Raw genomic sequence first — 24,142 nt, 5'->3', positions numbered from 1 at the left:
CCAGACCAGGAACGACGGTCCATTCAAGCACCGCAATTGAGTAGGAGCTGACATGCAGATAGTCGTCGCTGGTCAGGGCTACGTAGGGCTACCCCTGGCCGTACGCGCCGCCGAGGTGGGTCACCTCGTCGTCGGCTATGACGTGGACCTGCACCGTGTCCAGCAGCTCGCCGCCGGCCAGTCCTACGTGAGGGACGTGGACTCCCCGCGGCTGCGCGCCGCGCTGGACTCCGGGGCCTACTCCGCGACCGCCGACAGCGCCGCGCTGACCGGCTTCGACATCGCGGTGATCACCGTGCCGACCCCGCTGCGGGACGGCGTGCCCGATCTGACCTACATCGAGTCCTGCGCCCGGACGCTGGGCGAGCACCTTCGCCCCGGTGCGGCGGTGGTCCTGGAGTCCACGACCTATCCCGGCACCACGGAGGAGCTGCTGCTGCCGATCCTGGAGGAGGTGTCGGGCCTCAAGGGCGGGGTGGACTTCCTGGCCGGCTTCAGTCCCGAGCGGATCGGAAACAAACGGTGGTCGTTCGACGGGACACCGAAATTGGTGTCCGGAATCGACGCCAAATCACTCGACGTGATCAAGGGTTTCTATGACGGCATCTTCGAGACCACGGTGCCGGTGCCCGGGACGAAGGTCGCCGAGCTGGCCAAGCTGATCGAGAACACCTTCCGGTTCGTCAACATCTCCATGGTCAACGAGATGGCGATGCTGGCCGCTTCCCTCGGCGTGAACATCTGGGAAGCGATCGACGCCGCCGCGACCAAGCCCTTCGGATTCACGCGGTTCACCCCGGGGCCGGGGGTCGGCGGGCACTGCCTGCCCGTTGACCCGATGTTCTTCTCGTGGAAGGCCCAGCAGGAGCTTGGCGTCCCGTTCCGGTTCGCGGAGCTCGCCGCCGACGTGAACCGGCACATGCCCGACTACGTCGTCCGGCGTCTCGTGGAGGCGCTCGACAGTCGCGGCATGCCCGTCAGCGGGTCTCGGATTCTGCTGCTCGGCCTGACCTACAAGTACAACGCCACCGACCTTCGCAATTCCCCTTCGGCACGTGTCGCCGAACTTCTCACCGGCCTCGGCGCCGAGGTCCGCGGCGCAGAACCCAACATCCCGGACGGCGACGACACCGGGTTGAACGTGCTCCGGGTCGACGCGACCCCGGACGAGGTATCCGCCGCAGATGCAGTGGTCCTTCTCATGGACCACCCACGATTCGATCTCCCGATGATCGAGGAGAACGCAGCTTATGTTCTCGACTGCCGAAACCGCCTTTCCGGAGCAAACGTCGAGACCCTTTAGTTTCTCGAAAACCCCGACCCGCCGCCGACCTTCCTTTCCCAGGAGTTCTCTTGCGCGACGAATGGGAACACGCCCACACGGACTACACCATGCCCGCCCAGCGTCAGATTCCTGCCTCGCTGGCCGAAAGCGAGAGCGACTGGCGCCATTACCTGGAACGCTCAACCCCTAACGGCTGGCTGACCTCGATCTTTCGTGAGGGTCCGCTGACGGAGTTGGTGGACCCTTTCCCTTTCCGGAGCTGGTGGTGGGCAGGCCGGTGGCCCGGTTGTCGCGTCGGGTGGGCGCCGGGTTCCACTGCCCGGGATCGGGTGGTGCTGTCGTCGGAACGCTGGAGGTTGCTGGTCAGCCAGGGGTGGGCAGGAGCGTGAGTCGTTGGAGGGCGGCGGTGATCTCGCTGGTCCAGGGCCAGTGCTGGGTGAGGCGGAGAATCCTGCGTCGGCCAGTGGTGACGAGCTGAGCGGCCGCGGAGAAGAGGCGGAATCGCAGACGGCGGGGTTCCCAGAGCCGGGCCTTGCCGGTGAGAGCGAGCATGGGCATCCAGGCCAGCAGGTCGAGGGCGATCTGGACGATCTCGAGCCAGATCTTGTTCTGGGCTGCCCGGTGCAGGGGTAGGTTGCGAAGGCCGGTGGCCCGGGCGGCCCTGATGCGGTCCTCGGCCCGGGCCCGCAGCCGGTGACGGAGTTCAAGGGCGGCGATCGGCCGGTCAGGGGTGTTGGTCGCGAAGCATGTGATTCGCATGCCGTCCGCGTCCGTGATTCTCAACTGGGCGCCGGGATGGGGCCGTTCCTTTCGGACGATCAGCCGCATGCCCTTGGGCCAGCCGTCCAGGAGCTTGCCGGTGAGCTCGGCGACCCAGGCCCCGTCACGGGCCTCTCCGTTGGTCTCGACGGCCGGGGTCCAGGCTGAGGCGGGGATCTTCAGCACGTGTTCGTGGATCGCTTCGGTGACCGTCATGCCGACCGAGTAGGACAGCCATCGGCCTCGTTTCGCGAGCCAGGCGACGAAGTCGTGGGTGCCGCCCGCGGAGTCGGTGCGGATCAGGGTCTGGCACCCTCGCCGGTAGTGCTTGGGCAGCTGGGCCAGGGCGAGTTGGGCGGTGGTGATGTGGTCGGCGGCCGTGTTGGAGCCGGCGTTCCCGGGCCTGAGGAGGGCGGCGACGGGCTCTCCGGTTCCGCCCGGGCCGTGGTCGACGAAGGCCGTCAGGGGGTGGTGGCCGTAGGTCTTTTTCCACGTCGCGGCCGCCTCTTCCTTGTCGGAGTGGGCGATCACGAGGACGCCGTCGAGGTCGACGGTGACCTGTCCGTCGGCGTCCGGGGCGTTCTTGCCCGCCAACGACCAGGCACGATGGCGGACTTCGGAGCGTGCGGAGCGGATGGCCTGCAGGGCCTTCGCGCCGGAGGCGGCGAGGGTGTCGATCAGTCGGGAGATGGTGGGGTCGGAGGCGACCGGGCCGAAGACGGCCGGCTCACACCGCAGCATCGCGACGTCCGCGAGGCAGTCCCCGCCCAGTGCGACCGCCAAGGCGACGTCCAGGAGGGCCTTGCCGGGATCGTGGACGGCCCGCGGTTTGCGCCACGGAGCCAGAGCCTGGGATATGGCCTGGTCAAGACCGGTCTTGCGGACCGTTTCGACGAGCAGGACCGCCCCGGCCTGGGAGACGACCTGGCGGCCATCGTCCTGAACACGGACGCGGGGATAGGACCCGATAGAGTGCTTCACCTGGGAAGTGCCTCCGACGGTGGCAGGAACAAGGACCTAGACAATCCTCATTCTTGCTGGTCAGAGGCACTTTCTGCTTTCCTGACCGCCTGCCGGACAACCCGCTTCATGAAAGCGCGAGGCTGATACGACACAACGCCATGACCGAGGCGTTCGTCAGCGGAAAGCCGATGTACCTGCTGCACACCACCAAGGATATCAACGCCATCCGCATCAGCCAGCAGTTGCACGTCTCCACAGGATGCCTGGTCGGGGCCCTGTACTGCTCGCCTCTCGCCAGTCAGCGCGAGGGATTACGCCCGCACAACCTCGGCGCCTACCTGATGCGGACGAAACCCTCCACCACGCCCATGATCTTCGAGGTCACCCCGGATGCCCCGATCCGGCCCAAGGGTGTCGACTACCTACATCTCGGCGCCATCCATCTGCGTACTTACCTGCGCTACCAGAGCTTTCTCACCTCGGCCGAGAACCACCAGCTCGACCGCGCCGTGCTGGCCGGGCTGCGCGCCGCGGCCGTGTTCCTCGACGTCGCTCTGCGCAACGCCGCCGGCCATGCCACTCCGGCACCCGAGTTCATCGACGAGTTGTCCGACGCCGTGGCCCATGTACCGTTCCTCGGCTACCTGTACTTCGAGGTTCTGTCCGAATACCTGATGCTCCACTCTGCTACTCCGGAGACCAAGACCTACGCCCAGGCGGGAGAGCTGAACAACTGGCTCTACAAACGACTCGCCTTCGCCGCCGTGGACGGCATGGACCAGTTGTTCGACCTGGCCCGTTTTAATCCGCGTCATCACCGGCTCGTCCAGCTCATCGAAGGCATAGAACCGGCTCTCAGCCCGGGAGTCGCCGAGTACGTCCGGCGACGACTGTCCCATCTGTTTGCGCGGACCGCACTGCATCCGTCCCAGGACGCGTCATCGTTCACCTTCCAGGGCGTCGATCTAAACGCGCTCCGGATAGTCGCGCCCGGGTTGATCGGCCAGATGATTTTCCGCGAGATCCGGTACATGGCCCGATATCGGCAGTTGTACCACTGCTTCGAGAAAGCCAAGGCGCTGGAGGCATGGGACTACTGGAACAACGAGGGAATACCCACCCCCTTCAACGGAGTCATCCCCAAGGGAGAGGTAGGGATAAATCCCGTCTACCCCCGATCGTCAGTCAGAGTATGGGCGGCAGAACTGGACGGTAAGGGCTATTTACATCCGGCCGATGAGGTCACGGCCGTCTTCACTCCGCACCTGGCGTCGTGGTGGGCGCCGCACCGTCAGTGCGAGGTGCAGAACGCCACCGATGATTCGCGATTCGAGGCTCTGGAAGCCCTATCTCCGGTTCCACCCCAACGGTCATCCATGAATGGAGTATCCGCATGACCGCCCGGCTCCTGAACATCCTGACCGGCATAAACCGCACTGCCGCACCTTCGTCCGGAAGTTTGATCCTCGCCAACGATCTCTACGGCGCGATGCCTGGCATGTGCACGACTTTCCTGGGGAGGGCGCCAGTCGATCAGGCTTGGGAGACTGCGTTTGATCAATTGATCACCCTCTCCACGACGAAACGCCCCCACGGCCCGGACTTCGCCCCCTACGTTGACGAGTTGACGCGTGAGGTGCGTGTGCTCGTCGAGAAGATCCAGCCGAATGTCATTCACGCCCAATACCTCGGGTTCGCTCTCAGCCTGGCGTTCACTCGAACTGCTGGCAGTATCCCGATCATCGCCATCACCCACGGCCCCGAGGTGATTGTGGCCGAGCGCAGCGCATCGGAACGCGTGGGTCTGAATGAAGTTGCTGCCGCAAGCGCCGCGATCGTGGCTCCGACCTCCGCCCTCGCCGACCGCATCGACCTCCTCACCGGACGCCGATTCACCGATCGTCTCACCGTTGTCCCGTGGGGCATCCCTTTGAGCGATGCTCAGGTGCGCGATCAACCGTCTACCGGAACCGGACCACTATCGTTGGTGCACGCTGGCCGGCTGGACGACAACAAATCCACGATCACCGCAGTCGAAGCCCTCGCTTTAACCGATCAGCCGCACCACTTGACCGTAATCGGCGAAGGAACCCTACGGGAGTACCTGGAACAGCGGGCCATCGAACTCGGGCTCCAGGACCGGGTTCATTTTGATCCGTTCCTGCCCCGCGCCGAACTATGGCGCCGCCTGCCGAACTTCGACGCCTTCGTCTTCACAACCAGGGGCCTTGAGGCTTTCGGGCTCGTCCTCATTGAGGCTCAAGCCCACGGACTTCTGGTTGTCTACTCTGATCTTCCCGGTGTGAGGGAAACCCTCGGGGGCGCTGGCGTTCCCTATACTCCAGGCGACCCCCGCTCGCTGGCCTTGGCCCTAGACGAGATGGGCCGGGACTCCCACCGGCGCGAATCCCTGAACAAGGCGGCTCTCGATAACGCGCGCCGATACGACATAGCTACCACCGGCCGCCAGCTTCGCGAACTGACTCTCCGCGTCACCTCCTAACCTTTATGTCCCGCGCCCGGCCTCGGGACTGATGAGGCCGCATGTTCAGGTGTCGCGCATTCCGGCTTCGCCTTCGACCGCGACGGCTTGCTAGTCCTGCGCGGCGCCTTCACCTCCGTGGCCTGCGACCGCGCAGGCGAGGTCCCCCGTACGGCTCGTGGCCGCCGACTGGACCACGGCCGGGACCGTTCGGTCGACGGCAAGGACGGCTTCCACCGCGCCGTTGTCCTGTACGACGCTTTCCTTCCGCTCGTTGCCAACCCGGCCGTATTGCCCACGCTCGTCGCAGCCTGTTGCCACCTAGCCGGCGCCTACGCGAGTTTCAGCGGGCCGGATGCCGCCATGATCCACCCGGCGGCCAGTCACACCGCCGATGAGACCCATCATCGCGATGCACCGGAGGCCGCGCGTACGCGGGTCGACAGGGGAGGATCTCGCCAGCCGCCAGGGGAGACCGGGTGGTGATGGCTTGCCCGCACTGCCAGTAGAGGCTGTCGCCGGTGGTGACTAGCGAGGTGTTCGCCGCGTCCGCGGTTGAGTCGGCCTGAAGCGCGGTTCCGGTGTTGCCACCGGCCCGTCTCTCCAGACCGCTCTCCGAACCCGGCGTACCCGTCTCCGAGTACCGGGCTCTCCACAGTTCCTGCCATCGGGCTGATTGTCAGGCTGTGGGCCAGGGGCTGGGGATCGTGTCTCCCCGGTAGCGGTACCGGGTGATCGCCGGTGTCCGCGCCAGGTTGATCAGTTCGACCCCGTCCGCGGTGATCGGCAGCCATGACCCGTGCGGGCCGAGGAGCCGACTGCGGACGTCCTTCCACGACCAGCGGTGCATCGTCTTGAGCCACATGATCACGCGATGCCAGAGGAAGGCCCCGAGCATGCGGAACGTGTGCTTCGCGACGGCATGCCGGAAGTAGTTGGCCCAGCCGCGCATGATCTGGTTGAGCCGGATCAGCACGTCCCTGGGGTCAGCCTGTGACGTCCTGCGGGTCAGGGCACGGATCTTGTCCTTCACCGAACGGATGGGCCGCGCGGCGATGAACGCGTAGACGTACCACTTGTTGCTTCCTCGCTTGCGGCGCCGCCGGATGCGGAACCCGAGGAAGTCGACCCCGTCCTCGATGTGCACGATTCGGGTCTTGGCTGGTGACAGCCTCAGCCCCAAGAGTTCGAGCACGGAGGCTACTTCGTCCTGGAGGGCCGCCGCGTCCTCTGCGGAGCCATGCACCATGATCGCGAAATCGTCCGCGTAGCGGACAATTCGCCAGTTGGGCAGGCCGTGCCGACGGCGCTTGCGGCGCGGGTACTGGCCATCCATCCGCCCGCCGGGCAGCCAGTCGCGGTGCAGGTGCTCGTCGAGCGCCGACAACGCGACGTTGAAGATCAGCGGGGAGAGGATGCCGCCCTGCGGGGTGCCGGTGTGGGTGTCCCTTCGCTGGCTGTCCTCGCTGAGGATGCCCGACTTGAGGAACGCCTTGACCAGCGCCAGAACACGCTTGTCCTTGACCCGTTTCCGCACGGCGTCCATGACGGTGCAGTGGGAGACGTTGTCGAAGGCCGCTTCGATGTCGGCGTCCAGCACCCAGTGGTATCCCTTGGAGCCGAAGCGCTGGATCTCCGCGATCGCGTCCTGAGCCCGCCGCTTGGGCCGGAACCCGTAGGAGACCGGCAGAAAGTCGGCCTCGAAAATGGGTTCGAGCACCAGCTTCAGTGCGGCCTGAACGGTGCGGTCGGCCACGGAAGGAATCCCGAGGCTTCTCACCTTTCCGGCCCCGCCCGGCTTGGGGATCTTGCGCTCCCTCACCGGCAGCGGCCGGAACGCGCCGGACTTCACGTCCGAGCGCAGACCGTCCAGGAACCCGGGTGTCCCGATGTCCCGCTCGACGTCGGCGACGGTCATGCCGTCCACGCCGGCGGTCCGGGCTCCCTGGTTGCCCGCGACCCGGTCGAACGCCACGATGAGCGTCGCCGGGTCGTGAACGAAGTTGAACAGGTCGTCGAACCGGCGGCCGGGGTCGGCCACCGCCCAACGGTGAAGCTTGGCCTGCATCTCCAGTACCCGGCCGAAGGCCCCCACCGGGGAATCTTCTTCCGAAGCGCCGCCGTTCGGCGGTGCGTCTTCTGGCATTACAGCCTCCTTCCCTTCATGGAACTGCTGCCGCCCTTCCCCTTGCGCCGGGCTCTCCCCGGCTCCGAGTACTACGGCGGCTCCGCCCCCTCCCACACCGGTCGACCGACGGTGGGTCCAGCCTCGAACTCCGCGCTGGTGTCGCGGACTTGTGGCGGATGCGGGAGGGTTCCCGTGTTCACTGCTGACCGTTCGTCGCAGGAGGTGCCCGACTCTGTCCCGGCGGCATCGCCACGGTTACGCCGCAGACTTTCACCGTGACCTCCCGGGCCTGCAACTCCAGACCTGCCCGGAAGTTCCCCGCCTTCCTGACTACGGAAGCGGTTGCGCGCCGCCATCCGGCCCGGATCTACCAGGTTTTTGAGCCGGTGACTCATTACGGGACGTAAACGCCGGTTCCTCGCGTACACCTCTGCGTCTCGCTCGCCGGACCCGACCCATCTGGCAGTGCTGGGCCGTCCCGGCTTTGTCACGGCTGCTCTCGCCCTCCCCGACACCTCTCGGTTCAGGCTGCCGTCAGCTACGCTCGCCCCGCTGCGACGGGGCTCGCGGCGCAGGTCTTCCACCTCCACTCGGTCAAACAGCGCTTTCCACGGCGCACGTAGTTGTCAAGTCAAATGAGACGTTCACGGTGCTATGAACCTTGTGGTTCGGTTTCCCTGCGTTTTGCCGGGTCGTTGATCCAGACCTGGCCGGGTATCCGGGGTGGTCTCGGTCGGCGGGCGAAGCGTTGGGGGTGGCGCTCGTATGCCTCGGCGAGCGCGATGGCCCGCTGGTCGCGGACCTCCTCGGCGGTGCCGAAGTGGACGGAGGCGGGGGTGTGCAGGCCAATCCCGGAGTGTCTGTGGTCATGGTTGTAGTAGGCGATGAACGCGTCCATCCACTCCCGGGCATGGGGCAGCGAATCGAACCGTTCCGGATAGTCGGCGGTGTACTTCGTGGTCCTGAACTGGCTTTCCGAGTACGGATTGTCGTTGCTGACCCTGGGGTGTGAGTGACTCCTGGTGACACCGAGGTCGATCAGCAGCTGGGAGACCTTCTTGCTGGTCATTGAGGTGCCGCGATCCGCGTGCACGGTCTCGGGGACGATGCCGTTGCGCTCGATGGTCTCGCGGATCAACTCCTCGGCCCGTCCCGCCGATTCGGCCCGCTCGACGGTGTGGCCGACGACGTAGCGACTGAAGATGTCGATGATGACGTAGGCGTGATACCAGATCCCCTTGACCGGGCCGGGCAGCTTGGTGATGTCCCAGGTGAAGACCTGCGACGGCCCGGTGGCGACCAGTTCGGGGATCGTCCGTGGCGGGTGGGCGGCCTGGCGGCGGCGTTCGCCGTTCTGCCCGGCGGCGGACAGGATCCGGTACATCGTCCGCTGCGAGCACCAGTAGTTGCCCGCGTCCAGCTCACGCGCCCAGACCTGCGCGGACGGCAGGTCGACGTACTCCGGCCGGTTCAGCAGCGCCAGGATCCCGGCCCGCCCGGCCGGCGAGAGGGCCGAGGCGGGCGCAGGTCTCGGGGACGGTGCGGGCTTCGGCACCGGGTTGATGCGGCGGTAGTGGGTGGCGCGTGAGCGTCCGGTCAGCCGGCAGGCCGCCGCGGTCCCCAACTGCCCCTGGATGCCCGCGAAAGCCTCATCGATCACGGGCACGGCGGCACGCTTCAGTCCGCGCTCTCGGAGAGCAGTTCCAAGAGCGCGTTGGCTTTTCCCATGACCTCCAGCGCGGCATCGCGGCGGGCCAGGTCCTTCTCCAGGCGGGCGACCTTCTTGCGCAGCCGCTCCAACTCGGCCTGCTCGGCCGCCTTCCTCGGCCGCACCGCCGAGGTCCGCCGGTCGGTCAGCGCGTCGAGTGCGCCGGCCTCACGGGCCTGGCGCCACTCGATGATGTGCGAGTGGTAGAGCCGCTCACGGCGCAGGACCGCGCCCTTCTCGCCCGGCGGGGCGGCGTCGTACTCGGCGACGATTCGCAGCTTGTACTCCGCGGGGAACGTCCGCCGCTTCGGCTTCGGCGCCGGATCGTCGCCGCCGGTGCTGGGTATCGGGGTGGTGCTGGCCATGCTGAGGGGATCTCCTGTCTCGCCCATCCAGACTAACCCGACAAAACGGGTGTCTCAGCCGAGACTGTCAGAGAGGGAGTCGGCGGGAACCGAGCGCCACTTGATCCCGTTGTCGGTGACGTAGAAGACCGCATCCAACATCTGCCGGTGGCAGTAGCCCTCCGGTTGCCCGCCCCGGCCCTCCAGCCAGGCCGGCACCGGCAGCGCATCCCGCACCACCCTCCACTCTGCATCCGTCATGTCCGACGGATACCGCCGCACCCTGTTCGGACGGTCGGCCGCGTTCCCGAACCGGTGCGCGAGGCAATCACACGACGACACGCGGGAGTTGGACGGGACGAGGACCGTCACGCAAGACTTGAACAACACGGCCTCCTGGTACTCGAGTGGCGTCGCAACCCCGAGCTACCAGGAGGCCCTGTACTCATGCATCCACCTGGCCAAGATCACCCGCCCAGGCGCCCTGTTCGATCAGAACCGACCTCATGATCGATAGGAATACGGCTTCTAACCAAGGCCGTTCACCTGACCCGCTGATCTTGGTTCGTTCCCGGGACAGCAGGGCGGCCGTTCTTCACGCTTCGAGGTGTCGAGCAACGTCACGTGAAGGAACGGCCGCTGGTGAAGAGTCTCGCCCCTGAACAGTCCGCCGACGCCGCGTTGGGTGTCCTGTCCCACTTTCGTGTCCAGTTCTACGACTGCCTCTACACCCGGGCGGATGCTCTCTTCGAGCTCACCGACGCGGTGCTGTGCTCGGACGGCCCGGTGACGTCGCTGGTCGAGTTGACGCTCACGGCCGAGCACCGGCGTGGGCACGGGGCGATGTACGACGCGGTCAACCACGGCTGGCTGGAACCGCGCCGCCTGCGCAGTCTGCTGGCCTCCACGCCGCTGCCGCGTGCCGCCGACGGGCGGATCGTACTCGCGGTGGACGTGAGCAACTGGCTGCGTCCCGACGCCCCCACCAGCCCGGAGTTGCTGTTCTGCCACGTCTACGGGCGGGGCCGCAGCGCGGATCAGTTCATCCCCGGCTGGCCCTACTCCTTCGTCGCCGCGCTGGAGACGGGACGCACGTCCTGGACGGCCGTGCTGGACGCAGTCCGGCTGGGGCCGTCCGATGATGCCACCGCGGTGACCGCCACCCAGCTGCGGGAGGTGGTCACCCGGCTGGTGCATGCCGGGCAGTGGCGGCCGGGTGACGCGGACATCCTCGTCGTCATGGACACCGGCTACGACGTCACCCGCCTCGCCCACGTCCTGGCCGACCTGCCCGTCGAGCTGGTCGGCCGCCTGCGCTCGGACCGCGTCATGCTCCGGGACGCCGGCCCGCGACGCTCCACCCCACGCGGCAGGCAGCCCCGCAAGCACGGCGGCGTCCTCACCTTCTCCAAGCCGGAGTCCTGGCACACCCCCGACCAGGCCACGACGTGCGACACCACCCGCTACGGCACGGCCGAAGCCCTCGCCTGGGACCGGATGCACCCCCGATTGCAGGCCCGTGGCCCCTGGCTCGACCACTGCGGTGAACTCCCTTTGGTCCACGGCACGTTGATCCGGCTGAACGTTGAGCACCTGCCCGGCGACCGCGACCCGAAGCCGGTGTGGCTGTGGTCCTCACGCACCGGCATGACCGGCACAGACGTCGACCTGCGCTGGCAGGCGTTCCTCCGCAGGTTCGATCTTGAACATACTTTCCGGTTGTTCAAGCAGACCCTGGGCTGGACCGTCCCCAAGGTCCGCGATCCGCACACGGCCGACCTGTGGACGTGGCTGATCATCGCCGCCCACACCCAACTCCGCCTTGCCCGGCCCCTGGCCGAGGATCTTCGTCGGCCCTGGGAACGGCCGGCGCAGCCTCTTCGGCTCACCCCTGCCCGGGTCCGCCGGGGGTTCCGCCACCTCCGCGTGGAGACCGCCCGTCCCGCCGACGTGCCCAGACCCTCCAAACCCGGGCCCGGACGCCCACCCGGCTCGAAGAACAGCAGGCCAGCCCCACGTCACGAGCCGGGGAAGACCGTGAAACGAATCGAAACCCTCACCGAACACGTCCGCCTGAAACAGCAGCGAGGTTAATGATCAAGCTGAACTGCCGATCATCGTTGACACCTGGGTCTCTGATCATTACGGAGATCCACATTCGATGTCCAACTCCACCTCGCCGCTTGACCGTGAGGCCAAGCGGCGCCTGGCGGCACCGTGCGTACCCGCGAACGAGCCGTGGGGTGACTACACAACCCGCCATGAGGAATCGAGAACCTGCTGACGCCCACGCAGCGGGATCCGTATCCCGCGCGCATCCGGACATGGAGACCTGCGCAGCGCGTCGCGTGAGTCTGCGCAGCCCAGGTGCGCAAGCCCGCGCAAGTGGTGCGCAGGGAGTGTCCTCACCCCATACTGCGCAGGTCCCTGACCGGTCGTGGAGCCGGGTGCGCATCGCCCGTCCAACGATGCGCAATGCCCAAGAACTTGGTGACACGTCAGGTGTCGCAGACGTGTGGCACGTCCTATGGCTCGGGGCGACCATGAGCCCGACCACGGCGGGTGAGCAGTGGGTGTGCAGGTCCCGATTCGCCTGCGTGCCCTGATTGCGCAGCCGTCCACGCGTGCTGCGCATCTGGTGCTGGCTCGGTCTGCAGGTGGCTGCGCAACGCTGTGGTCAGGGCCGTGGTTGCGGTTTCGGGCCCATGGTCGGGCCCATGGTCGGGCCCATGGTCGGGCCCATGGTCGGGCCCATGGTCGGGGTTTCGGGTCGTGGTCGGGCCCTGCGCAGCGGCGATACGGAGGTGTGGGGTGATGCGCAGCGGCTGCCAAGGCCGTCTACGCATGCGGTTACGAGCTCCAGGCGACCGTATGGTCGGGGTCCTGGACGGGGTGCCACACGGGCTCGGAGGGGCCGTAGGTGTGCAGGTCTGCCAGTGCCGCGGCCAGGACGGGGACGGTGTGCAGGAAGAGGGTCAGCGTCGGGTCCTTGGCCGCCGCATGCAGGGCGTTGATGCGGGTGGTGACGCCGGCGGGGCCCGTGCCGTCCAGGACGAACAGGATGCGGGGGAAGAGCGGATAGCGCTGTCGCCATTCCTCCTGCACAGGCATCTGCCCGATGTTCGGCCGGCGCTGTCCTGGGGGAGTGGGGATGTAGCTGTGGAAGCGGGCGTAGGAGGTGAGTTTCGCGGCCAGGCGTTCGGGGCCCATGGTGGCCCGGTCGACCTCGACGAATGCCCGCAGCATCGGCCCGTCGCCGCCCTCACGGCCGCGCCGGTAGTACATGAGCGCGTCGGGGATGACGGCCTCGCCGCCCCCGATGGGGTGGTAGACCTCGGGGATCCAGTCCAGCGGTCGGCACAGTTCGCCGCGGTGGCGGGCGTGCTCCAGGAAGATCAGCGCGGTCTCGGTCACCGTCAGCGTGTGCCCGACCCGCAGCCGTGCGGCGGTCGGATCAGACACTGTTTTCGGTGGCCGCCGCCCGCGTAACTCCGGCCACTCGCATGCGACCTGCACACCGTAAGAGGTGGGAAACCACACCCGTAGCCGCCCCGCCCGAGGCAGGGTGATGCGATCGATCAGCCCCTCCTCTCGCAACTTGGCCAGCCTGCGCCGGGTCTGCTCGCTGCGCACTCCCGGGGCGATCACCCGGTGCATCTGCTCGGTGGTGGCCATCCGGTACTGCACCAGCACCGCCAACGCCAGCCGATCCCCACTGCCGGCATCCACGTCCGTCATCGTCGGCCCCCTCTCCAGTACAGGGCGGCATCGTTCGGTACGGCGCCGCGCGTACTGGCCACGACAGCGGCCAACTCCGACCACACCTGCGACCAGGACGGCCCGACCACGGTCACGATGCGACAACACCGCCGCCGACCGGGCCGACAACCGCGTCGATATCCCCGCCGACACCTGTCCACTCCGTTGCGCGCCAGGGTGACGTATCCGCAGGTCACCAGAGACTTGTTGGCGTGGTCGGCAGCCCGACATCCCCCTCTGCACACCCCCGCGCTCGCCCCCGAACAAAGGAAAACAGGGGACGGCGGGCGAACGGGCGGGTGGCGTGCCTGCGGGGGATCGGGGCGCCGTTGTTCATGTTGCGCGTCGGCGGCAGCCTCCGCGCCAGGGCGCCGCAAGAACGGCGCACACCCAGCAGAACTGTCAGGACCTGGGGAGTGGAGCGGGGACGACAACATTCTCCAGACGCGCTGCCTGAACGAGCGCGTCGTGTTGACGCAGAGCTCAGGAGCCCACGGCCACCGGGAGTGACCTAGCTGCCGCCGCGCCATGCCCACGTGCCGCCCACACGACAAGCTCAAGGCGCGAGGTCGGCCAGGAGGATGTCCAGGACGGTCTCCTCCTCGATGCGCACGCCGAGTTGGGTCAGCGCCGCGGCCAGGTCGGGATCCCAGGTGGCAGTGGTCGGTGTGCCGGTGAGGGATGGGGCCAACGGTGTGGCGGCGGCCGCGGTTCGGTAGTCGGCGGCGGTGTAGTGCCAGGGCTGCCAGGGGACGCGGCGCAGCAGGGCATCGGCGATCCGCAGGCCGCCCCAGTCGAAGTCGCCGTGGTAGCGGAGCATGGATCCGTGGGAGTGGAAGTGGCGCAGCAGGGTGAGGGCGGCGGCCGAGGGCTGGCCCTGGAGACAGACCAGGGGCGGGCAGGTGGGGCCGTGGGTGTCTGCGGCGGTGGCCAGGACGGTCGGGTTCTCGCACACGTAGACGACCTTGGGCGCTGTCCTCGGCGGGTTGTGGGTGAGCTGGCGCAGTGTCAGGACGGCCGGTTCGCCCGCGTCAGTCATCCAGTCGAGAGTGGGGGTGCCGCGCAGGCCCAGGGTGAGGACGGTGGAGGAGAGGGCGTCTCTGAGCAGGCCGGCCGAGGCCCAGGCCTCGCGGCGCCATTCGGCTCCGTTTCCGTCGGGGAAGCCCATCAGGGCACGGATGCCGGAGAGGACGATCGTGGCGAGCGGGGTTCCGTCGTCGAGCGCGTGAGCGTCGCTGAGAGCGGTTGCGGCGAAGGCGGGCAGGGACACCGCCGGGTCGGCGGGCAGTGTCCGCAGGACCGTCGTGGCGTCGGTGAGCAGGATCTTCGCCGCGTTCGGGGTGCGGGTGAGGCGGCGTACGAGACCGTCCGTGCGCAACTGGTGGGCCCACTCGGCCAGTTCGGGGCGCAGCGCGGCCAGTGGGGCGTATGCCTCCTGCCAGGCGTTCGCCTCCTGTTCGCGTACGTCGGCGAGCCGGGCGACGGGGCCGGTGAGCGCGGTGACGGCCGTGGCGAGGCCGTCGGGGCTGATGCCGGAGCGGCGCAGTACGGTATCCACCGCGTCGAGGCGCACGGTCAGTGAGCGTCCAGCGCGTGGGGCGCGGCCCAACAGGCTTTCGGCGGCCGCGCGTTCGGCGCTGGTGGGGGCGGTCAGGGTGAGCGGGCCGGTGAGGGGTTCCTCCCGCTCCATGCGGCGCCGGACGCGCTCGACCAGCCAGGCCAGGCCGGGGTCGCCGAGCAGTCGGCCGAGGCGGTCGAGGTCGATGCGCGGGCCGGGTTCGTCGGGGGAGCCGGGTAGCCCGGGTCTGTTCATGCCCACAGCGGGCCCTGGCCGGAGTCGGTGGCCTCGGCGGGTACGGGTGTCGCCGCGCCGACCGCAGCAGCCGCAGCAGCCGGGGAAGCCGTCTGCGCCGGGAGGCTCGCCAGGCGGTGGTCCGGTTCATTGCCCTGTACGCGATCGGTGCCGTCCCATTCCCAGCGGGTCACCAGAACCGCGGCGATCTCGTCGACGCGGGAGAGCTGGGCGATGGCGATGCCGGGGACCTGGGGGTAGCAGGCCCACTCGCGTTCGCTCGTCATCACCACGTCCAGGTCGAAGGCGTGCAGCAGGCCCAGGCACTTGGCCCGCGAGTCGTCGTCCACGCCCGCGAACGCCTCGTCCAGGGTGACGAGGCGTGGGGCGTCGGGGGCGGCCGTGGCGTAGTGCGAGGAGGCAGCGGCGAACAGCGGTACGGACACGGCCAGGACGCGTTCGCCGCCGGAGGCGGGGCCGGTGGCCGGAACCCAGGCGCCGTGCTGGTGGCGCTCGATGGCGAACTCGTGCCAGGACCGGTAGTCCAGCGCTGCGGTGAGCACCTCGAGCCAGCTGCCCGCCGTGTCGTCGGACTGTCGGCGGGCGATCTCGGCCTGAAGGAACTCCCCGACCGCAGCCCGGTCCTCGGGTGCCCAGGCGTCCGCGGACTGGCGCAGGCGCTCCCTTGCCTGGGCCAGTCCGGTCGGCGCCTTGCGCGAGGAGCGCCACACCAGACGCAGCTTCATGCCGGTGGACGTGGGCCGCTCCAGCAGTTCGGCGTTCATGGCCCGAACCTGCCGCTCGGCGGCGGCGATCAGTTCTTGCAGGGTGCCTGCGACCTCGGTGAGCAGGTGGGTTTCGAGGATCTCGCGTTCGTGCGCGGACAGGATGTGCGCCAGTTCGGTCACTTCGGCGGAGAGAGCCGCGGCCAGGTCGGGCACGGTGCGCCGACGGCCCTGGTAGACGATGTCGACGACCATGCCGTCCTCGACCATGCGGGCGGTGGCGGTGTGGCCGCCGCGGGAGAGGGCGTCCTGGAGTTTCTTGTACTCCTCGCTGAGCCGTTTCTGGACGCGTTCCCAGGCGCCGTCGGAGTCGTCGGTGCTGGACGGGCCCGACAGCTGCGCCTCGATGGCGCGGGCGAGCGCGACGGCCGGGGTGGCCGCCCACGGTCCGCCGTCCAGCGGGGGCAGGGCCACCTCGGGCAGCGCCACGGCCAGCAGTCCGGTGGCCGCGAACCGCTGGAGCGCAGCGATCGCCTCGGCGCGGGAGGCGGCGGCCTCGTCCACGTCCTTCTCCAACTGCTCGATACGGCCTTCCGCATGGCCGACGCGCCGGCCGGCAGCGGTGTGCTCCTCGCGGGAACGGCGCTGGTCGCGGTCGCACGCGACCAGGGCCTCGGCGGTGGCGGCCAGGCGCCGCTCCAGCTCCGCGACGGCGGCACCGACGGTGGAGCGCAAGGTGGTGTGCCGTTCGTCGGCGGCAGCCGCCAGGCGGGCCGACTCCTCGGCGCGCAGGGCCAGTTCGGCCACCCGCGCGCCGGCCCCTTCGGTTTCGGCTCGCTCGTCGGCCACCGCGCGTCCGGCATCGGCGCGCTCGCGCAGGGCTGGCCACAGGGCCGCCAGGACGGCGGTGTAGTCGGCCAGTGCCTGGCGGACGGCGAGCAGCTGCGAACGGTCGGCGGGCAGGTTCACTGCGGCTGCCGTGTCGGTGAGTTCGGTGGCGATCTCGGCCTCTTGCCCGGCCGCTGCGGCCAGTTCCGCGGAGCGTTCGTCCTGGCGGGCGCGGGCCCGGTGGGCGGCGTCCGCGGCGGCCGCGGCCAGCGCGTGCGCGTGACGCAGCGCGGCATCGTCGGGAACGGCGGCCAGTTCGGCATCCAGAGTGCGGCGGCGTCGGGCCATCGTTGCCCGATCGGCCTCCATCTCGTTCAACTGGCCTGCCAGGGAGTCCAGTTCGCCGCGAAGAGTGGAGATCCGGGCCCGGCGCGCCTCCTCGCGGGCGCCCTCGCCCACGTACACGGCGGCCTGCTTCGACCAGCTGCCAGTCAGCGCTCCGACGCGGAAACGGCCGTCCGCCGCCACCCAGGTGTCGCCACCGGCGCCGAGCCCCACGGCAGCCAGAAGGCGGGCCACCGTCTGCTCGCCCACCGCCACGGCGCGCGGATCACCGTGGTCGACGGCCGGGCGCAGCACGTCGCCGAGCACCGGCCCGGTGAGCGGTGCGCCCGGTGACAGCAGGACGTCATGCAGGTCTGTGTGCAGGACGGTGCCGTCCGGGCACACCCTGGCGTCCAGGATGCCGGATACCTCCAATGCCGCCTCCAGACCCGCGCGTTCATTTGCCGTGACGTGATCGTGGAAGTCGACCAACCGCCACAGGGGCGCTCCGGGCGCCTGTTCACGCACGCCGGGTGCACGTGTGTGCGGTGCCGTGGGACCGCGCTGGCCCCCTGCCTCCAGGTCGGCCAGCTCCCGCTCGCTCTCGGCGCGCCGGGTGTTCAGTTCGGTCAGCCGTTGACCGAGAGCCGCCGTCCGGTCGGCCAGGTCCGCGGCCCGGGCACGATGGGCGTCGGCGGCATGCACCCGCGCGGGAGAGGGGCCCCGCAGATGCGTGACCCAGTCCTGCAGACCGTCCAGCAGGCCCACCGGGTCCTGAGGTGTCAACTCCTCGCATACGTCGAGGTGTTCGCGTACGGCTGCGACCAGCTCCCGGCCCGCCCGGACTGCGGCGGCCTCCGCCTGGGCCTGCCGCTCGGCAGTGTGTCCGGCCTCGGTCTGCGCCTCGTCCAGCCGGCGGGCGACGGCGCGCCGCTCGGCGGCGGCCTCCTCGGCGTGCGACGCCATCTCCTCCACGTGGTCGACCGTGCGCCGCCTGCGCGCCACCGACTCGTCGGCCGCCCGCCGCAGTTCGGCCTCCGGCGCGCCCTCAATGCGCAGATCGGCGTCGAGGCGGGCGGCCGAGGCCGCCTCGAGCTCGCGCGCGAGCGTGTCCGCGACCTGCTCCTCGGCCGCCGCGAACCGTCTGCCCGCACTTTCCAGGCGGCCCAGGGCGCGGGTGTGCGCCTGGGCGGCCTGCTCCCGGTCCGCCTCGGTGCGGGAAAGCTCCCCGGCGGTGCGGCGCGCGTCCGCCGCCGCCTGCTCCAGCTCCCGGGCGCTGCGCATCTCGGGGCCCTCACGCAGCGCGGCCTCCTGCGCTTTCAGCCGCGCGGCACTCTCCTCCAGCTGCGCGAGCCGCACAGCGATCCGCTCCCTGTCCTCCTCGGCCTGTGACCGCTCGGTCTGGGCCTGCGCGAGGTCGCGGTTCAGCTGTTCGTAGCGGGCGTGTTCGTGGCGGGGGAGCCGGGCACGGCGGCGGGTGGCGACGCGGGCGTAACGGCGGTAGTGGTCCAGGAAGGCGGAGGCGGCACGCTCGGCCTCGGTGGCCGCCCGCAGCTCCTCCTTCTCCTCGTCCAAGGACCGGAACGCCTCGGCCACATCGGCGATCACCGCCTGGTTCATGGGCGGCAGCGCCTCGGTCAGCGCACGCGAGAGAGCCGTTTCATTGGGCCGCTTCGACAGCTGCGGCTGGCGCAGCTGGACGAGCAGGTCCACCAGGGCCGCGTACCGCCGCTCACCCAGACCGAACAGCGCCTCGTCCACCGCCCTGCGGTACGCCGTGGCCGTGTCGTATACCATGCCGCGCCCGGTGAGAGCCTCCGCGAGCCGGTCCCGCGACAGCGCGGTGCCGGTGGCGTCGAGCAGGCTGAGTTCCGTTCCGATCCGCTGCTCGGTGACGGCGTACCAGTGGCGGGCGATGCCGCGCCCCGCCACCGCCTTCAGCCCGCAGGCCAGGGTGAGGAAGCGGTCCTGTCCGGTGGCCTCGTCGTGGCGGCCGAACTCGATCCAGGTGTAGCCGAGCCGCTCGGGGTACGGGTGCTGCCCGCCCAGCAGCAGGTTCCACTCCATGCGTTTGCCGGGGTCGGCGTCGGGCTCCACGCGGCGCGCGGACAGGTCGCCGTCCAGGAGGAAGGGCAGGGTGAGGGCGAGGACCTTGGACTTGCCGGTGCCGTTGTTGCCACGCAACAGCAGCCGTCCGTCCCGGAACCAGAACTCCTCGGTGTCGTAGTAGAAGAGATCGACCAGGCCGATGCGCAGCGGACGCCACCGGCCGGGCGCGGGGGTGGGCAGGGCGGTCACGGCGGTCATGCCTTTCGCTGAGAGGTACGAGGGGCGGGGACTCTCGGATCCCCTACGACGGTCTCGCCGACCGCGTACCGGGCCAGCGCCGGCAGCGGGGTGATGCCGCCTTGTGCGGCGGTGACCAGGCCGAGCGAGGTCAGTTTGGCCAGGGCCTGGTCGACCAGTTCCGCTTCCGCGCCCGGCTGTTTGGCGCTCTTGGACCAGAAGCCGCCGTGTTCGGTGGTGAGCTCACGTACCCGGCGCTCCAGTTCGCTGCGGCTGACCGCGCCGTCGGCGGTCGCGAGGTGCTCGGCGAGCAGCAGGGTGACGTGTCCATGGGTGCCCTGCTCGGGCATCCGTACGTCGGTCAGGTCGTCCAGGGGGTCGACCATGGCGATGCCCTCGGCACGCACCTCCGCGACCAGACCGGTCAGTTCGGTGATCCGGGCGGTGATGAAGGCGCGCTGACGGGTGAGATAGGCGAGCTCTTCGTCGGCCAACTCGGCGTAATAGAGCACCGGGTCGTCCAGCAGGCGTCGGGTCAACCGTTGACGGATGGTGCGGAAGCGCAGTTCGTCGCTGTCCAGCGCGCTCTCGGAGGTCAGCTCGGTCAGGCGGTCCTCGAAACCGTCGGCGGTGATCATTGACGGGCCGCGGCGGGCGGCGAGCAGTCCGGCCAGGACGCGACGCTGGACGTCGTAGAGCACATCGCCCGCCCCGCTGACGTAGGCGTCCTCGTCCCCGGCCACCCGCCACAGCACGCCGTAGTGCATGAGCAGCCGTACCACCGACGCCAGATCCAGCCGCTCCTCGCGCCGCTCCAGCGTGAACTCGATCCCGGCGGCGGCCAGATGGGGATCAGCTGCGTCCAGGACCACCTGCTCGGCGAGGCGGCCGAGCGCGATCTGCGCCTCGCCGCGCTCCAGTGCGGCCAGCGCCAGGCACAGCAGCACATAGCGGCGGCGGGTGAACGGCGCGCGGGCGCGGGAGGCCTCGCGGGCCGGATGGGTGGGGTCGGCCAGGGTGCCGGGTGCCCTGGCCAGCCGCGCCGCGTCCGCGTCCACCCGCAGCGGCCAGCCGGTGTTGCGGTCGAACCAGTCGCGCAGGTCACCGGCGTGCCGGCGCACCAGCCGGAACTCCTCGGCGTGCGGGCCGTGCGCGAGCAGCAGCGGCTCCTTCAGCAGCGCGCGGGCGGCCTTGTGGAACTCGGCGGTGCGCCGGCCATCCAGCACTTCGCCCAGGGGTGTGGTCATGACTCCTCCCCGCCAGAAGGGCCGGCGGCGCGCGCCTGACCGGTGCGGGTGAGATCGGTGATCTCGACCAGGTGGTCGGGGCCACGGAAGGTACCGCCAGGGGTGCGGATCTTCGCCCTCGTACCGTCGGTCAAAGCGGTGAGCCGGATCTCCATCGTGCCGTCGTTGCTGGTCGCGACGGTGGCCGTCATGCCGGGACGCCAGGTGGCCAGGGCGTCGCCGAGCAGCTGGAGGAACAGGCCGAAGGCGAGCGGATCGAGCTCGCCGAGTGCGGACAGCCTCGTGGTGCCGTCCGTCGCGAGGCCGGCGCGGGCGGCCGCGATCTCCTGGGCCTGCTGGGCGGCGATCTCGGCGAGGCGCTTGCGCTGCTCGGACCGGTCCTGTACCCGGCGGGTCCTGCCGCGTCGCTCGTAGCTACCGGTGCGGCGCAGTTGCGGGCTGATCCGCAGGGGCTCGGCCTCGGCCCACGGGGTGGAGGCGGCCACCGGGCGGGCGGCGCGCCGGTCGAGGGTGTCGGCGTCGACGGTGAGGTGACGCGCGGGATACAGCCCGAACGCCGCACGCCACAGCCGGTGCCGCGCTGCGTCGTCGGGCGCCTCGGCGAACCAGCGGGCCAGGGTGCGGAAGTCCGCCGAGCGGTCCGAACGCCCGGCCCGCCGCTCGTTCAACTGCCGTACGACCGCCAGCAATTGGGGGATGGCGCCAAGAGCGCGGCCGCGCAGCAGACGGGCTTGCGACTCGCGGCCCTCCGCCGATACGAACCAGGCGGCCAGTCCCGCCCACCTGCCCACCCACCGCTCATACGCTCGCGCCTCGGCGATTTCGGCCTCGTCCGGGGCGGCGTCGGCCGCCTCCCGGGCCGCCGCCAGCCGCAGCAGCACGCCGACCCGCCCCTGCTCCTCCAACTCGCCGATGAGCAGGGCGATCCGCCCTCCCAGGGTGATCAGGTCCTGGATGAACCGTTCCAGGTACTGGATCAGTCGGTCCTTGTAGGCGAGGAACACATCGACCTCCACGCCATGCAGGTCGATCGTGCGTTGCAGGGACCCCATGAAGGCCCGCGCGTTCTCCGCCAACGCCTCGAACCGGCTCGTCAGAGCGGACAGCGCCAGATGCGCCTTGGCCGGGTCCGGCTCGCCTTCCTCCTGCTCGGCGGCGATCACCAGCAGAGCCCGCAACTGGGTGACGATGTCGTGCAGGGCCACCGCCTGCAGCGCACCGCTCCGCCCCAGTGCCTCGTCGTACGCGGACAGCGCCTGTTCGGCTGCCTCGCCGGCCTGGGTGAGTTGGTAGATGAAGCGTTTGCGGTAGAAGTCCTCGACCGCGGTGACCCGGGAAGTGTCCGGATCCGCCCGCAGATTGCCCCAGTCGACAAGGCTGTCCAGTGCCTTGACCACCGTGTCCACGTCGGCGGGCCGGTGTTCCGGCGGCAGCGCCGCGACCACGTCCTCAGGCCGCAGGTGAACGGCGAAGCGCTCCTTGGCGGCCAGGAACGCTCCCATCACCCTGCGGTAGAGGGCGGCGTTGGGCACGGTGAGGTGAGCGAAGGGCGTATATCCGGCCCGTGTCGGTCCAGAAGGCGTCGACGTCATCGTTCAGGCATTCTCCCCGACGGACACCTCGCTGTGGCAATCGTGGCCTGATCTTCGCGCAGGGTCACGCCGGGGCGGGCTCTCGCCGCTTGCGTAGTCGGCCGTACTTTGTGGGCCGTGTTGTAGCCGTCGCCTGTGATGGGGTGTCCTGGCCACGGTAGGCCTGCCGAACCCAGGGCTTGTGTGAGGCGTCGCTCTCACTGTGGGCATCACAAAAAGGGCCGCTTCGCCGGTTGGCAGGAGGCTGCAACTGCGTGCCGCTGCAGGGTGGAGGCAAGAAGCGCTTGCCGACTTGGCTGAGCCAGGCTAGTCGGTGTAGTGGTAACGAGCCTTGAGGATCTTGACTTGCTTGTCGTCGGCTCGGTAGACGATGCGGCGCACCATCTTGCGGTCGGTCGCAAGCCAGTGCTGGAGGTCGTCCCAGGCGGCCGGGTCGAAGTTGACGTCCCTCACTCGTCGCCGGCCAGTTCCTGGAGCTCCTCCAGGGTCTGAGTGATCCCTGTCTGGCCCGCATGGTCACGGGCGACGGCTTCCATGAGGCGGCGGGCGTTGGCCGGTGAGCGCAGGAGGTAGATGGTCTCCTGCCAGGCGTCGTAGTCCTCTGCCGACATGAGGATGGCGTCGCCGTTCTTGGAGGGAATCCGTACCGGCGCGTGGTCGTCGTTGACCTTCTTGATCAGGGGGAAAAGTTCCTTGCGCGCCTCGCTGGCGGTAAGGCTCATGGCATACGTCCTCTCGCGGATCGGTACCCAATGTCGTACCGAACTGGTACGAAAATTCGTACCTATTGGAGAGGTGGACTCCGGGGCGGTGTGAACGTGATGTGCGCGGCTTCTGGTCCTGCGGAACGTCCGCGCAGCTCAGAGGGTGCTCCCTCGGATATCCAGGCCATCGTCGATGTACAGCCCGACTCGGCCCGTTCCATGGCTGGCACGCCAGTCGGAAGACATGGACTAGAAGGCATGAACTAGTGTTCTGGAGAGGGGAGTTGGGTCATAAGATGTGCCGCGAATGATCCCTGTTGATCCCCGCCCCGGTTGAAGGACGCACACGACTCATGAGCGACCCTGTGTCGGCGCCCGAGCCGGCGGAGCAGCAGAAGATCGATACGTCGGTACCGCACTCCGCTCGTATCTGGAACTACTGGCTCGGCGGCGAGGACAACTACCCCATCGACGAGGCGGCCGGTGACGCGTACACCGAGGTGTTTCCCGGGATCGTCACCATCGCTCGCTCCAGCCGTGGCTTCCTGCGTCGCACCATCGCGTATCTCGTTTCCGAGGCGGGCATCCGGCAGTTCCTGGACATCGGTACCGGCCTTCCGACCGCGCAGAACACCCACCAGGTCGCCCAGGGGCTCGCTCCCGAGGCGCGGATCGTCTACGTCGACAACGATCCGATGGTGCTCGCGCACGCCCGCACCCTGCTGCACTCCACCGCGGAAGGTGCGACCGCCTACATCGACGCCGACGTGACGGACCCGGACCGCATTCTTGAAGTCGCCGCCAGGACACTGGACTTCGGTCGTCCTACCGCGCTCATCCTCAGCAACATCCTGGGCCACGTCGCCGACCACGATCAGGCCCGCTCCATCGTCACCCGACTGATGGAAGCCCTGCCCGCGGGCAGTTACCTCTCCATCAACGACGGGTCGCGCGGCATCGACCCTGTCTTCGAGCAGGCCCAGGACGCCTACAACAACAGCGGCGCCATTCCGTATAACCTGCGCTCGATTGATGAGATCACCGCGTTCTTCGACGGCCTGGAGCTTGTCGAGCCCGGTGTCGTCCCGGTGACCCAGTGGCGTCCGGAACCCGGTTCGGGCCTCCCGGAGGTCATCGCCGAGCACGGTGGACTTGCGCGTAAGCCGTAGCGACCGCGTGAGCCGTGACGACGGGACAGGAAGAACAGCAGGAGGCG

Annotated in this window: 17 protein-coding genes; 5 read left to right on the top strand and 12 right to left on the bottom strand. The window is 69.0% G+C overall.

Features of this window, described 5'->3' with window-relative positions; all coding sequences use genetic code 11:
• Window positions 1-52 precede the first annotated feature (52 nt).
• On the top strand, window positions 53-1,303 hold the full coding sequence (locus tag OG496_RS19340) for a nucleotide sugar dehydrogenase (protein ID WP_405971751.1): 1,251 nt from the start codon (window positions 53-55) through the stop codon (window positions 1,301-1,303).
• A 345-nt stretch (window positions 1,304-1,648) separates the two neighbouring features.
• On the opposite strand, the gene OG496_RS19335 is transcribed toward OG496_RS19340, so the two are convergent.
• Window positions 1,649-3,025, bottom strand: coding sequence for an IS1380 family transposase (locus OG496_RS19335; RefSeq protein ID WP_405971750.1), 1,377 nt, complete (start codon window positions 3,023-3,025; stop codon window positions 1,649-1,651).
• A 140-nt stretch (window positions 3,026-3,165) separates the two neighbouring features.
• Between OG496_RS19335 and OG496_RS19330 the strand changes: the two genes are divergently transcribed.
• Window positions 3,166-4,404, top strand: coding sequence for a hypothetical protein (locus OG496_RS19330; RefSeq protein WP_405971749.1), 1,239 nt, complete (start codon window positions 3,166-3,168; stop codon window positions 4,402-4,404).
• Window positions 4,401-5,510, top strand: coding sequence for a glycosyltransferase family 4 protein (locus tag OG496_RS19325; protein ID WP_405971748.1), 1,110 nt, complete (start codon window positions 4,401-4,403; stop codon window positions 5,508-5,510). Before OG496_RS19330 ends, OG496_RS19325 begins: the two co-directional genes overlap by 4 nt.
• A 658-nt stretch (window positions 5,511-6,168) precedes the next feature.
• On the opposite strand, the gene ltrA is transcribed toward OG496_RS19325, so the two are convergent.
• The 4 genes from ltrA to OG496_RS19305 form a co-directional block, all read right to left on the bottom strand.
• Window positions 6,169-7,635, bottom strand: a complete 1,467-nt coding sequence (ltrA, locus tag OG496_RS19320; protein ID WP_405970603.1) for a group II intron reverse transcriptase/maturase — start codon at window positions 7,633-7,635, stop codon at window positions 6,169-6,171.
• Window positions 7,636-8,269: 634 nt separating this feature from the next.
• Window positions 8,270-9,283 (bottom strand): transposase, encoded by a 1,014-nt coding sequence (locus tag OG496_RS19315; RefSeq protein ID WP_405971747.1) that lies wholly within the window; start codon window positions 9,281-9,283, stop codon window positions 8,270-8,272.
• Between the two features lie 11 nt (window positions 9,284-9,294).
• Entirely contained in the window at window positions 9,295-9,690 is a 396-nt protein-coding gene (locus OG496_RS19310) for a transposase (protein ID WP_405971746.1), read from the bottom strand.
• Window positions 9,691-9,744: 54 nt separating this feature from the next.
• Entirely contained in the window at window positions 9,745-9,930 is a 186-nt protein-coding gene (locus OG496_RS19305) for a transposase (protein ID WP_405971745.1), read from the bottom strand.
• 381 nt (window positions 9,931-10,311) lie between these two features.
• On the opposite strand from OG496_RS19305, the gene OG496_RS19300 reads away from it, so the two are divergent.
• Window positions 10,312-11,763, top strand: a complete 1,452-nt coding sequence (locus tag OG496_RS19300; protein ID WP_405971744.1) for an NF041680 family putative transposase — start codon at window positions 10,312-10,314, stop codon at window positions 11,761-11,763.
• A gap of 756 nt (window positions 11,764-12,519) precedes the next feature.
• Here OG496_RS19300 and OG496_RS19295 read toward each other — a convergent pair.
• From OG496_RS19295 to OG496_RS19265, 7 genes are all read right to left on the bottom strand, one after another.
• Window positions 12,520-13,407, bottom strand: a complete 888-nt coding sequence (locus tag OG496_RS19295) for a replication-relaxation family protein (RefSeq protein WP_405971743.1) — start codon at window positions 13,405-13,407, stop codon at window positions 12,520-12,522.
• A 577-nt stretch (window positions 13,408-13,984) separates the two neighbouring features.
• A complete protein-coding gene (locus OG496_RS19290; RefSeq protein WP_405971742.1) occupies window positions 13,985-15,241 on the bottom strand; it encodes a TIGR02679 family protein in 1,257 nt (418 codons plus the stop codon).
• Entirely contained in the window at window positions 15,238-19,404 is a 4,167-nt protein-coding gene (locus OG496_RS19285) for a TIGR02680 family protein (protein WP_405971741.1), read from the bottom strand. Before OG496_RS19285 ends, OG496_RS19290 begins: the two co-directional genes overlap by 4 nt.
• The gene (locus OG496_RS19280) at window positions 19,401-20,630 is read right to left on the bottom strand and encodes a TIGR02678 family protein (protein WP_405971740.1); all 1,230 of its coding nucleotides are present in this window, start codon (window positions 20,628-20,630) and stop codon (window positions 19,401-19,403) included. Before OG496_RS19280 ends, OG496_RS19285 begins: the two co-directional genes overlap by 4 nt.
• On the bottom strand, window positions 20,627-22,222 hold the full coding sequence (locus tag OG496_RS19275) for a TIGR02677 family protein (RefSeq protein ID WP_405971739.1): 1,596 nt from the start codon (window positions 22,220-22,222) through the stop codon (window positions 20,627-20,629). The genes OG496_RS19280 and OG496_RS19275 overlap by 4 nt, the downstream gene beginning before the upstream one ends.
• Before the next feature lie 306 nt (window positions 22,223-22,528).
• Entirely contained in the window at window positions 22,529-22,675 is a 147-nt protein-coding gene (locus OG496_RS19270) for a hypothetical protein (RefSeq protein ID WP_405971738.1), read from the bottom strand.
• Window positions 22,672-22,944: a type II toxin-antitoxin system Phd/YefM family antitoxin gene (locus OG496_RS19265; protein WP_405971737.1), complete on the bottom strand. Its 273-nt coding sequence runs from the start codon at window positions 22,942-22,944 to the stop codon at window positions 22,672-22,674. The genes OG496_RS19270 and OG496_RS19265 overlap by 4 nt, the downstream gene beginning before the upstream one ends.
• 335 nt (window positions 22,945-23,279) lie before the next feature.
• Here OG496_RS19265 and OG496_RS19260 point away from each other — a divergent pair, with 335 nt between their 5' ends.
• Window positions 23,280-24,095 carry an SAM-dependent methyltransferase gene (locus OG496_RS19260; protein WP_405971736.1) on the top strand — a complete coding sequence of 272 codons (816 nt, stop codon included), beginning with the start codon at window positions 23,280-23,282 and terminating at the stop codon, window positions 24,093-24,095.
• Window positions 24,096-24,142 lie beyond the last annotated feature (47 nt).

Origin of the sequence: Streptomyces sp. NBC_00988, from assembly GCF_045162645.1 — a bacterium.
Lineage (GTDB): Bacteria > Actinomycetota > Actinomycetes > Streptomycetales > Streptomycetaceae > Streptomyces.
The sequence above is the reverse complement of the archived record's forward strand: the minus strand, read 5'-3'. Positions and strand labels throughout refer to the sequence as shown.

Excerpts from the sequence above, each read along its gene's own strand:
- OG496_RS19310 (WP_405971746.1), bottom strand. The coding sequence starts at position 9,690 with ATGGCCAGCACCACCCCGATACCCAGCACCGGCGGCGACGATCCGGCG.
- OG496_RS19330 (WP_405971749.1), top strand. The coding sequence starts at position 3,166 with ATGACCGAGGCGTTCGTCAGCGGAAAGCCGATGTACCTGCTGCACACC.
- OG496_RS19280 (WP_405971740.1), bottom strand. The coding sequence starts at position 20,630 with ATGACCACACCCCTGGGCGAAGTGCTGGATGGCCGGCGCACCGCCGAG.
- OG496_RS19275 (WP_405971739.1), bottom strand. The coding sequence starts at position 22,222 with ATGACGTCGACGCCTTCTGGACCGACACGGGCCGGATATACGCCCTTC.
- OG496_RS19285 (WP_405971741.1), bottom strand. The coding sequence starts at position 19,404 with ATGACCGCCGTGACCGCCCTGCCCACCCCCGCGCCCGGCCGGTGGCGT.
- ltrA (WP_405970603.1), bottom strand. The coding sequence starts at position 7,635 with ATGCCAGAAGACGCACCGCCGAACGGCGGCGCTTCGGAAGAAGATTCC.
- OG496_RS19340 (WP_405971751.1), top strand. The coding sequence starts at position 53 with ATGCAGATAGTCGTCGCTGGTCAGGGCTACGTAGGGCTACCCCTGGCC.
- OG496_RS19325 (WP_405971748.1), top strand. The coding sequence starts at position 4,401 with ATGACCGCCCGGCTCCTGAACATCCTGACCGGCATAAACCGCACTGCC.
- OG496_RS19265 (WP_405971737.1), bottom strand. The coding sequence starts at position 22,944 with ATGAGCCTTACCGCCAGCGAGGCGCGCAAGGAACTTTTCCCCCTGATC.
- OG496_RS19290 (WP_405971742.1), bottom strand. The coding sequence starts at position 15,241 with ATGAACAGACCCGGGCTACCCGGCTCCCCCGACGAACCCGGCCCGCGC.
- OG496_RS19305 (WP_405971745.1), bottom strand. The coding sequence starts at position 9,930 with ATGACGGATGCAGAGTGGAGGGTGGTGCGGGATGCGCTGCCGGTGCCG.
- OG496_RS19260 (WP_405971736.1), top strand. The coding sequence starts at position 23,280 with ATGAGCGACCCTGTGTCGGCGCCCGAGCCGGCGGAGCAGCAGAAGATC.
- OG496_RS19295 (WP_405971743.1), bottom strand. The coding sequence starts at position 13,407 with ATGACGGACGTGGATGCCGGCAGTGGGGATCGGCTGGCGTTGGCGGTG.